This window comes from Coriobacteriia bacterium (assembly GCA_013334745.1).
Lineage (GTDB): Bacteria > Actinomycetota > Coriobacteriia > Anaerosomatales > JAAXUF01 > JAAXWY01.
In genome coordinates this window covers 1-9,221 of record JAAXWY010000069.1, presented here as the reverse complement: position 1 = coordinate 9,221, position 9,221 = coordinate 1, and the positions used below count along the sequence as shown (strand labels likewise).

Sequence of the window (9,221 nt, the reverse complement as noted above, 5' to 3'; positions counted from 1 at the left end):
CGATGCCGCCGGCAAGGCCGATGAGAACGCGAGGCACCTGGTGTGTGCCCCGAAACCCGACGGAACTGAACGGACGCTTCTCCTTGAAGACGACCCACAGAACCAAGAGGATGAGTGTCGCGCCCATGATGAGGACCTCGGAGGATTGCCCGAGGAACGAACCGCTTGCAGTCAGGCTCGAGACCGCGGTTCCGATCGTGAACAGAGGCAGGAAGATGACCACGGGCAGGACGACCAGCATCGCGATCCACCAGCGAGTGGGTCGCACAGCCTCGAGTGCATCCTTGACCAACTTCGAAGACTTGATATCCATGCCGCCTCCTGTGTCCCCTGATGTTCATGAAGTGCCCAGACCTGCAACGCAAAATGATTCCCTGCTGACAAGCAGAGTACACGCTAGATTCCACACTCCGCGCAGCCTCGAGGCAATGGTACTGTAGCTATATCATATTCATATCGGTATAGGCTCAAACCGGCGCGCGGCGATTGCCCCCGACCAAGGAGGAGGACCATGACGCAGAAAGCCGCATCAAGTGGGACGGCGCGTATTCAGCCTACGGTCGCCGTCGGCGTGGGTGTCTGGATTGCGTACTCGATCATTACGAACGGCCTGCAGGCAACCTCCGGCATTCCCTTTGCCGACTGGTTCACATCCTCGGGCGCTGCGTTTCGCAATGGTGTGCTTCCGCTCGCCGTCTCCAGCGTCTTCCTGCTCGTCTTCGTTCTATGGGCGCGCTGGGATGCGACGTGGCGCGATCCGATCCGTCTGCAAACCACCATGCTGATGAAGATCATGATCGGCCTATTCGTGGCGATGATCGTTGCCCGGGTCGCTGCTGCTGACTACGCCGCACTCAAGATGGATCTGATCACGATGATGGTGCTTACCGGCGTGCTGGTCGGATTCGCCGAGGAGACTCTGTTCCGAGTCATCTTCTTGCGCACGATGCGTGAGGGCGGGCGCCGTGAGGGCGTTGCCGCCGTGATCACTGCAGTGTGTTTCGGCGTGTTCCACCTCCCCAATGCATTCCTCGGCGGCGGCTGGGGAACTCTGATGCAGATTGTCCTTGCTACCCTGACCGGCAGTACGCTCTACCTGTTCCGTCGTCAGTTTGGCGTGATCTGGCCAGCGATGATTGCGCACGGCCTGTGGGACATCTCGGCGTTCATGATTCAGAACGGTCAACCAGCTGGATGGCTCTCGCCGCTGACCCTCGTGAGCACGTTCGGCGTGCCGTTCCTCAGCCTGTGGATCCTGATCTCGCTGTGGCGCACCGACCACACGGTCCTGCTCCCCGCCTCGGTCGAGACCCCAGCGTCCGCGCAGTAGCCACAGAGCACCCAGTGCGCTGCGAATCCATCGAGGCCCGCACCCGCTCTGCCTAACGTGGTGCGGATGAGCAGGCGCACGATGCCTTCCGTGCAGATTCTATCCTCTGGCGCTCTGCTCGTTGCCCTTGTTAGCCGGTAACGTTCAGGGCCGCTCGATCCGATCTTCGGTGACCCAGGCATGATAGAGCTCGTGCCACGCCAGGCGCCGCAAGAAGTAGCGCGGCGACCATCGCCGACCGCCGCGTGGGCCGACGGCCGGGATCTCGCCGGACACCACCGCCCGCAGGCCGCACAGCAGTTCATCCCGAACGGCGCTCTCCTCACGCAAGTCGCCGAGCACCTTGACGCCTATGGCGTTGGCGTAGGCGAGTTCGACCTCGCGCACATGCTTGATGACACCACCGAGGGATCGACCGCCACCCCTGGGGCCTTTGCGGAGTGCCTGGCCTGTCGCCATGGCCTCCGCGTGGTCAAGCGCCCACCAGCATCCCTTCATCACCGACTCGCCGAAGGCGAGCTGCCCGGCGTCCAGCGGCAGCTCATCGCCCGGCAGGACTGAGGCAGGAATGCCGAAGTCAGACGTCGCGCTTCCGGGAAGGCGACCGAGTACGGTGAGGTCAGCAATGCGCGCCGGCGGTGCGAAGGACAGTCCCTGGGACTCAAGAACCGCCGCATATCGTGGCGCGAAGTCGAATAGCGTCTGCAGCGCCGACGCCTCATCGCGCCCACTGCGGGACCACCCCGGCCAGTCGACCGCGGTGGCGTGAGTCAGCTCGTTGCCGACTTCGAGGTAGACCGAGACCGACGAGGTCACACAGTGCCTCCCGCCTTCAGCGACAGGTATCCGGCTAAGGTGTTAGGCATGAGCAGTCGCCCGATGCCTGTCCTCGCCGATTCTATCCCCTGGCGCTCTGCACGCTGCTTCTGTTAGACAGGTGGCGACTGTCGACTCCGATTGAAGTGTGACTGGAGCTGTGCCGCACCGAGCCATCCCACGAGTGCCACGACGCTGCCAGCCGCTGAGAAGACGAGCAGGCCGATCGCGCGATCCACGATGCTCACACTCACCTCCTGCGCTCGGCCACCCATCAGCAAGAGCACAACGGCTATTCCGAGCCCCGCTGCAGCTCCCTCAACGGCAATGCGGCGAGTCTGACCCAAACGACCTTCGCGGCGCGATCCGAGATGCCGCTTCAGCCTGCGGAATGCGAACAGGCACGCAGCAGCAAGTACACCGACAAGCCAAAGGAAGCCGAGTGGCGGCGGCTTGTCTGCTCCAGCCAGACCGACAGCTACGGTGCTCACGAACAGACACAGAGATATCACGCCAGCGATTGATGGATCCGTCACCCGTGGCCCCCGTCGTCGGCGCGTGGCCCTCACGCGATTTGCGGTGCTGTCTAACGTGTTAGGCATGAGCAGACGACGAAACGCCTTCAGGAGGATTCTACCTTCTGGCGTTCAGCTCGATGCGCTTGTTGGACACACACGATCAAGCCTGGACGATGCTAGCTGTCGCGAAGGCATCACCCGCGAGTCTCCTAGCATAGTCACCGACATCCGGGGGCCATGAGGCGGCGTGCGAGTTGAACACTCGCCTGTCTCCTGCGTACAGCGCGCGACAAGCCTCCTCGAATCCCGGCTCGTTTCCCGCAATCGCCGTCATGAATCGAAATGCCGCTTCCTGAGAACGCCGCGCGCGGTCAGTGTCGACGTTCTCACGGCGCGCGCCCTCCACGAGCTTGCGCAACGCGACAGACGCCCCGCCCGGCTGAGCATTGAGCCACTCCCAGTGGCGCGGAAGCAGCGTGACCTCGCGCGCCACCACGCCGAGCTTGGGACGCCCGGGGCGACGTTGCACCGGCTCCTCGCTGCTGGGCGGGGGGCCAGATGCTGACCCTTCCCGCAAGTCGATGTCAATCTGCTCGCCTGTGGTGTCGTCGAAAACCAGGATCGCGCGCTGCTCGCCCGCGGCGTGCATCTCTCGAAGCGCATATGCGACCGCATCGCGCTCCCCGGTCAAGATGGCGTGTGAGCCGGCGAAGACCGTAAGTGACTCAGTTGGCATGGTGACTCCTCAATCGTAGCGTCTACGAGAGGAGTATTACCCGGGCAGAAAGCCTCGTCAATACTACCCGGGTAGAATCAGTTGGGCTTGTGTCTAACGTGTTAGGTATGAGCGGCGGCCCACACGCCTTCCGAAGCGATTCTATCTCTGGCGCTCTGCTCGATGCCTCTGCCATCATGCCAGCGGTTGGCGAATGACCGTCTTCCATTTCGACGGATGCGCCTTGCGGATGTCGCTCAGATATATCTCGTGGTGCTTACCCGCGCGCTGATGACCGGATGCCTCAATGAACTCATGGACCCTGTCGATCGTAGGCCCCTCCGCCGCGAACGGGCCAAGATGCATGATCTGTGCGGCAGCGCCTTCGCAAAACGTCTCCAGCCGAATCCCGCCCAGCGCCGGAAGTGAGTGCTTCTTGGAGACGGCCCGCGCGACCTCCTCGACCATTGGCGGCGCGATGAAGTCCGGCTGCATGATCATCATCGTCCACTGCCACGCGGAACGATCGCCACTCGTGAAGCTCGACATATCATCTGCCCACCAGAGCCCCTCAAGGGGCATGACAGTGTAGTCTTGGGCCAGAGCACCCTTCTTGGACGCGAACTTGAGGGCGTAGGACATCGCAAATAGGCCCTCAACAGCTTGGGCGTACGTGGTCGAGGTGTTGGGGTCGCCGGCGCCGTCGACCGTGAGGAAGTTCATGGGCGGCACGTCGACCAGTGACACGGCCCGTGACGACGGACTGTAGAAGGGCGCCAGCTCTCGCTTCAGGTCTCTCTTGCCCACCGATTCCCCCGTGTGGCTAACGTTCTTGCGTATGAGCGGCGGCCCAACGCATTCACTGCGATTCTAGCTTGCGCCGTCCGCTCGATGCGCTATGCGGCGACGCGCGATCTTGCAGCACGTCGATGGTTGCGAATCATCACCCGACAAAGACGACCTCGAATACCTCGCACACCACCGGCATGTCCACGGAAGGCTCACGACCGATTGCTGTAAGCGAGCGGCCGAATGCTGCCCAGTGTGCCTCGCGCCAGTACTTGAGGGACCTGTCGCCCTCACCCTCTGCTGAAGCGAACTGGTCGTTCACATCTTGGAAGGCGACGACCTCGACTGAAACAGTGCGGATGATGCAGTACGCGTTGCCGTCCCAATCGGTGATCACGTTGAAGTCGCCGGGCCGCGGAAGGAGCTCCCCTTCTGCCTCATAGGACCACAAGTCACCAGCGGTTGCGCGCTTGACCCCTGCAACCACGAGCTGCACCAACTCGTCAGCATCTGACTTGTTGTCACAGAAGTGCCACGCCGAATAGACATCGTCCGGGCGGACGACTTCCGGGTGCGCTGATACGAATGAGGCCCAAAGCGACTCGACACTATGGACTTGCTGCATCAACACCCCCTGCCTTCCGTCTAACGTGTTAGGCATGAGCGGCGAGCGAAGCGAGTCTGCTGAATGCCTTTGTTCGACACACGCTCGCTACCGTCGTCCACTCCAATAGAACGGCCGGCGACGATCATGCGCGACCGCCAAGACTCTGACCTGCCCATCTACGAACGAGTAGATGATCGAGTACGGGAACCCGGCCACCGGCTTCGCACGATTCCGGCCTCTGACGCCCTCGCATGACTCAGGGAATTCGCAAATCTGGGTCACCGAATGACCAACGCCGTCGATGAACTAAGCCCGAGCCCACCATGCTCCGCGTCATAGTACTCCGCGGCCTCGTCGAACTCGAGACGCGCCGTTTCGTGGAACGAGTACGGTGCCGTCACTTTAGGCGCGCCCGCGCCTCAGCGAACACCTGGTCGCCGGGGATCAGCTTCGCCGTGCCGGCGTCTATCTCCGCGTCACGACGCGATGCCTCTTCGAGCCAGAGATGCGCGATCTCCGGCTCGCTGAGATTATCGAGGCTCAGGAGAAGGTCGGAGGCGAGTTCCGCTCGCTCCTCAGGGGAGAGCTCAAGCGCCAACGACTTCACTTCACTGATGGTCATAGTCGACCTCACACTCATCGGATACCTTGCGATTCCATTGTACGACGGTGGTCCGACACGCGCGGCGGGTTTCGTTGTGTCGAACGCGTTAGGCATGAGCAGACGCCCATGCGCCGCCCTACGAGAGTACCTGACGCGTTCTGCTCGATGCGCTTGTTGGCCCGCGCGGCTACTCCCGCTCTGCCATAGCCTTCAGGGCCTCATTCATCTCATTGAAGCCCCGTAGCGTGTCGCGATCGAGCTGTCGAGCGAACAGCGGGACGAGGATTCCTCTGAATGTCTCCTGCTGAACAAACCGTGTCTGTCCGTCGCCGATGCGCTCGATTACGAAGCTGTGCTCACCATCGAACAGACCGGGAAACAGCAGATGTCCGAGCCAACGCAGTTCGTGAGCTGGCTCCGCCTTCAAAACCGTCGGGCGGAACGTCATTGCGGATGCACCGGACGGCTGGATGAGTACCTCGAGTCGGCTACCCGTCTCGATCGCACCAGTTGCCTTGCGAATGAATGGGTTCCAGTCGGGGAAGCTGGGGAAGTCGGTGAGCAGTGCCCATACCCGCTCGGGGGTGGCCCTGATCTCGATTGCGGAGCGAAGTTCCTTCACTTGCCACCTCCGGTCGGGCTAACGTGTTAGGCATGAGCAGGCGCCCAATGCCTTCCTTGCCGATTCTATCCCCTGGCGCTCTGCACGATGCCTTTGTTAGCTACGCGACCGGCGGCTCCGGCAACTGGCGTTCATGCCAGACGGCAACGATCCACAAGGCATCATCTGTGACGTGATAGAAGAAGCGGTATGGGTTGACTAGGAGCTCGCGATACGGCAGGTCCGGGAACTCAGGAACGATGCGACCAGATTCCGGGAAGTCGTGGAGCTGCGCCAGCCCGTCGACCGAGCGCTCCAGCATCGCGTCAGCTGCGGCCGGGCTATCCTGCTCGATGAACTCCAGCGCCTCGAGGAACTCCCGACGCGCCGAGGGGGTGAACCGGACCCTCACGCCGAGTCACGCGCCAGCAGCTGCCGTGCTTCCTCCATGACCTCGTCGAGCTCATAGCCGACACCCGCGGCAATCTCAGCCTCACCCCGTGCGAGCAGCCGCAGGATTTCCAGTTCGCGCTGGGTGCGCTGGTAGGCAGTCGAGCTGACAAGAACCGCCGAAGCACGACCGCGCTGCGTGATGAACACCGGCTCGTCGGATGCGGCAGCTCGTTTGATGACACCGGCCGTATCCTGTCGCAAGTCAGAGATCGGGATGATGTTGGGCATCGCACTCATTAGTAGCACCTCCTAGGGTACAACCAACGATACCACCGCGAGAGCCGAGATGCGATTGCTAGAGCTGTAGCGAACGTGTTACGGATGAGCAGACGCCCGATGCCTTCCTTGCCGATTCTATCCCTTGGCGCTCTGCTCGATGCCTTTGTTAGCTTCGCGGCGTCAGCCTACCGCGGCAAGCCGCTCAACCGGTTCAGCGGGCCGGCTCCGAGCCAAGTCGTAGGCCGTCTGCAGGTTGATCCAAAACTCCGGCGTGGTGTTGAGCGCCGAAGCGAGCAGCCATGCGGTCTCAGGAGTGATGCCCCGCTTGCCGCGGATGAGCTCATTGATCCGCTGCACCGGAACACCGAGGTGTGCCGCGAAAGCCACTTGGGAGATGCCGAGCGGGCCGAGGAACTCCTGGCCTAGGATCACGCCGGGATGTGTGGGGATGCGGTTCTCCGGAATCATGGCCAAACCTCCTACTTGTGATAGTCCATCAGTCGTACATCAAGGGCGTTGTTGCCCTCCCAGCGGAAGACGAGCCGCCACTGGTCGTTAACCCGAATCGAGTAGAAGCCCTTCAGGTCGCCCTTAAGTGCCTCGAGCCGATTGCCTGGTGGCGAGCGAAGGTCGAGGACCGCCGCGGAGCCGTTGAGCATATCGAGCTTGACCAACGCCAGACCGACGACCTCTTGCGGAAACCGGCGCGCCCGGCTGGTCGGCCGGTTGTGGTAAAGGTCCTCTGTCGCGCGGTCACCGAACGAGACGATCATCAGACCTCCCTAGTCACCAAACCAATATACCCGCTATCACGGTTACCGTGCAAGCGGGTACGAGACACTGTGCTGAAGCTAACGTTCTTGGCATGAGCGGCGGCCCATGCCATTCGTGCCGATTCTATCCCCTGGCGCTCTGTTCGATGCCTTTGTTCGACCTACCCGTAGTGACTCCACATGCGCAGAATCTTCACTGCGTGCTCATCATCGAGGACCTGGTAGACGAGCCGGTGCTGGATGTTGATGCGTCGCGAGTATGAGCCGCTTAGGTCGCCGACGAGCTTCTCAAACGGCGGCGGTGAGCGGAACGGATCCTCTTCAAGTACGCCGAGAAGGGACTGCGCCTTGGCCTTCAGGCCGGCAGCTGCCAGGAGCTTGGCGTCCTTTAGCGCGGCTTTCGTGTAGACGAGGTGCCAGCTCACCAGTCGAGCTCGTCTTCGAGCTCAGCGACCGGCGTGGCCATGCCCTCGAGGATCGACTCACGCATGCCCGGAATCGAGACGAGATAGAGCGTCTCCTGCACTGCGCGCCAGTCATCCTCCGACACGAGCATGGCGCTGCCGCGCTTGCCGGTGATCTGAACGGGCTCGTGCGAGTCGGACACGTCGTCGATTAGCTTGTAGAGGGACTTGCGAGCCTCAGTGGCTGTGATGCTGGTCATTTGGGCACTCCCTTTCACGTACGTGATACCGTACGCTCAGAAGCCAGCCGAGTCAACCTCGCGGGGTTAGGTCGAACGTGTTAGGCATGAGCAGGCGCCCAATGCCTTCCCGTACCGATTCTATCCGCTGGCGCTCTGCTCGATGCCTTTGCTCGAACGGCCTCGGTTACGCAGCCGAGCCGGACCAGGGCCTGATCTTCTCAAGCTCCGGGGCCAGTCGCTCGTGCGCAACCTCGGTGTCATACGCTACCTGGGCGCGAAGCCAGTACCCGTCCGAGAGCCCGAAGAAGCGGCCGAGCCGCAAGTCGGTGTCAGCGGTGATCGACCTCTTGCCGGCCACGATATCGCCGATGCGCTGCGCTGGGACGCCAATCTCCTTGGCGAGCCGATACTTCGTGATACCCATGGGCAACAGGAACTCTTCAAGAAGGAGTTCGCCGGGTGTCACGGGTGCCAGTGCTGTGCTCATCATCATCACCTTCTAGTGGTAGTCCACGATCTCGACATCTTCCGCGCCGCCATCTGCCCAGCGGAAACACACGCGATACTGGTCGTTGATACGGATGCTGTGTTGACCCACGCGTTTCCCCTTGAGTGCCTCGAGCCGATTGCCCGGTGGGACCCTGAGGTCGTCGATGCATCCGGCGATCTCCAGCTGCCTGAGCTTGCGCCGAGCCACCGATTCGAACGCGACGAAGCGTTTGACGCGCGTGCCGCCCGCCAGAGTCGCAGTGTCCTTGTCGCGGAATGAACGGATCATACGCCGATAGTAACGCGCAGCGTGAATAACGTCAAACGTGATTAAACGACACTCCCCCGAGAGACTCGCGGTCTCCGGCTCGTTCTAACGTCCGTGGCATGACCCGCAGACCGCGGCCCGCCACTCTCGCAGCTCAGACTACCTCACTGCCGCGGTCTGTCGGTGTCGATGCCATTGTTGGGCAGGCGTGGCTTCCTGGGGACTAGGCTAGTTCGCCCGCGGTCACCGCCGCCTGCTTCTTGGCCGCTGTGCGCTTGAAGTAGAAGAACGACCACACAGCGAGTCCGGCGAGTGCCGCAGTGGCCGCCGCGCTCCCCTCGATGCCGAACTCCGCCCCAGACAGCCACCATGCCGCCCCCTTGTTCGGGCCGA

Annotated in this window: 18 protein-coding genes; 1 reads left to right on the top strand and 17 read right to left on the bottom strand. The window is 62.1% G+C overall.

What is annotated here, in order from left to right; genetic code table 11:
- On the bottom strand, nucleotides 1-313 hold a 313-nt coding region (locus HGB10_11570; GenBank protein NTU72441.1), incomplete at its 3' end, for a hypothetical protein.
- Nucleotides 314-511: 198 nt separating this feature from the next.
- Here HGB10_11570 and HGB10_11565 point away from each other — a divergent pair.
- A complete protein-coding gene (locus HGB10_11565; GenBank protein NTU72440.1) occupies nucleotides 512-1,330 on the top strand; it encodes a CPBP family intramembrane metalloprotease in 819 nt (272 codons plus the stop codon).
- Nucleotides 1,331-1,474: 144 nt separating this feature from the next.
- Here the strand turns inward: HGB10_11565 and HGB10_11560 are convergent, their stop codons facing one another.
- From HGB10_11560 to HGB10_11485, 16 genes are all read right to left on the bottom strand, one after another.
- On the bottom strand, nucleotides 1,475-2,146 hold the full coding sequence (locus HGB10_11560; GenBank protein NTU72439.1) for a hypothetical protein: 672 nt from the start codon (nucleotides 2,144-2,146) through the stop codon (nucleotides 1,475-1,477).
- Nucleotides 2,147-2,259: 113 nt separating this feature from the next.
- On the bottom strand, nucleotides 2,260-2,682 hold the full coding sequence (locus HGB10_11555; GenBank protein ID NTU72438.1) for a hypothetical protein: 423 nt from the start codon (nucleotides 2,680-2,682) through the stop codon (nucleotides 2,260-2,262).
- Nucleotides 2,683-2,824: 142 nt separating this feature from the next.
- Nucleotides 2,825-3,400 carry a DUF2239 family protein gene (locus HGB10_11550; GenBank protein NTU72437.1) on the bottom strand — a complete coding sequence of 192 codons (576 nt, stop codon included), beginning with the start codon at nucleotides 3,398-3,400 and terminating at the stop codon, nucleotides 2,825-2,827.
- Nucleotides 3,401-3,574: 174 nt separating this feature from the next.
- Complete coding sequence (locus tag HGB10_11545) at nucleotides 3,575-4,186, bottom strand: hypothetical protein (GenBank protein ID NTU72436.1); 612 nt, start codon at nucleotides 4,184-4,186, stop codon at nucleotides 3,575-3,577.
- Between the two features lie 136 nt (nucleotides 4,187-4,322).
- Nucleotides 4,323-4,793, bottom strand: coding sequence for an ASCH domain-containing protein (locus HGB10_11540; GenBank protein NTU72435.1), 471 nt, complete (start codon nucleotides 4,791-4,793; stop codon nucleotides 4,323-4,325).
- Between the two features lie 379 nt (nucleotides 4,794-5,172).
- Nucleotides 5,173-5,397 (bottom strand): addiction module protein, encoded by a 225-nt coding sequence (locus tag HGB10_11535; protein ID NTU72434.1) that lies wholly within the window; start codon nucleotides 5,395-5,397, stop codon nucleotides 5,173-5,175.
- 169 nt (nucleotides 5,398-5,566) lie between these two features.
- Nucleotides 5,567-6,001: an SRPBCC domain-containing protein gene (locus HGB10_11530; protein ID NTU72433.1), complete on the bottom strand. Its 435-nt coding sequence runs from the start codon at nucleotides 5,999-6,001 to the stop codon at nucleotides 5,567-5,569.
- A 100-nt stretch (nucleotides 6,002-6,101) separates the two neighbouring features.
- Nucleotides 6,102-6,392 (bottom strand): type II toxin-antitoxin system RelE/ParE family toxin, encoded by a 291-nt coding sequence (locus HGB10_11525; protein ID NTU72432.1) that lies wholly within the window; start codon nucleotides 6,390-6,392, stop codon nucleotides 6,102-6,104.
- Nucleotides 6,389-6,670 (bottom strand): type II toxin-antitoxin system Phd/YefM family antitoxin, encoded by a 282-nt coding sequence (locus tag HGB10_11520; protein ID NTU72431.1) that lies wholly within the window; start codon nucleotides 6,668-6,670, stop codon nucleotides 6,389-6,391. Before HGB10_11520 ends, HGB10_11525 begins: the two co-directional genes overlap by 4 nt.
- A gap of 162 nt (nucleotides 6,671-6,832) precedes the next feature.
- The gene (locus HGB10_11515) at nucleotides 6,833-7,120 is read right to left on the bottom strand and encodes a HigA family addiction module antidote protein (protein ID NTU72430.1); all 288 of its coding nucleotides are present in this window, start codon (nucleotides 7,118-7,120) and stop codon (nucleotides 6,833-6,835) included.
- An 11-nt stretch (nucleotides 7,121-7,131) separates the two neighbouring features.
- Nucleotides 7,132-7,425: a type II toxin-antitoxin system RelE/ParE family toxin gene (locus HGB10_11510; protein NTU72429.1), complete on the bottom strand. Its 294-nt coding sequence runs from the start codon at nucleotides 7,423-7,425 to the stop codon at nucleotides 7,132-7,134.
- Between the two features lie 161 nt (nucleotides 7,426-7,586).
- Nucleotides 7,587-7,850, bottom strand: coding sequence for a Txe/YoeB family addiction module toxin (locus HGB10_11505; protein NTU72428.1), 264 nt, complete (start codon nucleotides 7,848-7,850; stop codon nucleotides 7,587-7,589).
- Nucleotides 7,847-8,089: a type II toxin-antitoxin system Phd/YefM family antitoxin gene (locus HGB10_11500; GenBank protein NTU72427.1), complete on the bottom strand. Its 243-nt coding sequence runs from the start codon at nucleotides 8,087-8,089 to the stop codon at nucleotides 7,847-7,849. Before HGB10_11500 ends, HGB10_11505 begins: the two co-directional genes overlap by 4 nt.
- 166 nt (nucleotides 8,090-8,255) lie before the next feature.
- On the bottom strand, nucleotides 8,256-8,561 hold the full coding sequence (locus tag HGB10_11495; GenBank protein NTU72426.1) for a HigA family addiction module antidote protein: 306 nt from the start codon (nucleotides 8,559-8,561) through the stop codon (nucleotides 8,256-8,258).
- A 9-nt stretch (nucleotides 8,562-8,570) separates the two neighbouring features.
- Nucleotides 8,571-8,849 carry an excinuclease ABC subunit A gene (locus HGB10_11490; protein ID NTU72425.1) on the bottom strand — a complete coding sequence of 93 codons (279 nt, stop codon included), beginning with the start codon at nucleotides 8,847-8,849 and terminating at the stop codon, nucleotides 8,571-8,573.
- A 202-nt stretch (nucleotides 8,850-9,051) separates the two neighbouring features.
- On the bottom strand, nucleotides 9,052-9,221 hold a 170-nt coding region (locus tag HGB10_11485; GenBank protein ID NTU72424.1), incomplete at its 5' end, for a CPBP family intramembrane metalloprotease.

What these genes read in the sequence shown, in the direction of transcription:
- HGB10_11520 (NTU72431.1), bottom strand. Translation starts at nt 6,670, where the DNA reads ATGAGTGCGATGCCCAACATCATCCCGATCTCTGACTTGCGACAGGAT.
- HGB10_11510 (NTU72429.1), bottom strand. Translation starts at nt 7,425, where the DNA reads ATGATCGTCTCGTTCGGTGACCGCGCGACAGAGGACCTTTACCACAAC.
- HGB10_11550 (NTU72437.1), bottom strand. Translation starts at nt 3,400, where the DNA reads ATGCCAACTGAGTCACTTACGGTCTTCGCCGGCTCACACGCCATCTTG.
- HGB10_11565 (NTU72440.1), top strand. Translation starts at nt 512, where the DNA reads ATGACGCAGAAAGCCGCATCAAGTGGGACGGCGCGTATTCAGCCTACG.
- HGB10_11490 (NTU72425.1), bottom strand. Translation starts at nt 8,849, where the DNA reads ATGATCCGTTCATTCCGCGACAAGGACACTGCGACTCTGGCGGGCGGC.
- HGB10_11540 (NTU72435.1), bottom strand. Translation starts at nt 4,793, where the DNA reads ATGCAGCAAGTCCATAGTGTCGAGTCGCTTTGGGCCTCATTCGTATCA.
- HGB10_11495 (NTU72426.1), bottom strand. Translation starts at nt 8,561, where the DNA reads ATGATGAGCACAGCACTGGCACCCGTGACACCCGGCGAACTCCTTCTT.
- HGB10_11535 (NTU72434.1), bottom strand. Translation starts at nt 5,397, where the DNA reads ATGACCATCAGTGAAGTGAAGTCGTTGGCGCTTGAGCTCTCCCCTGAG.
- HGB10_11500 (NTU72427.1), bottom strand. Translation starts at nt 8,089, where the DNA reads ATGACCAGCATCACAGCCACTGAGGCTCGCAAGTCCCTCTACAAGCTA.
- HGB10_11515 (NTU72430.1), bottom strand. Translation starts at nt 7,120, where the DNA reads ATGATTCCGGAGAACCGCATCCCCACACATCCCGGCGTGATCCTAGGC.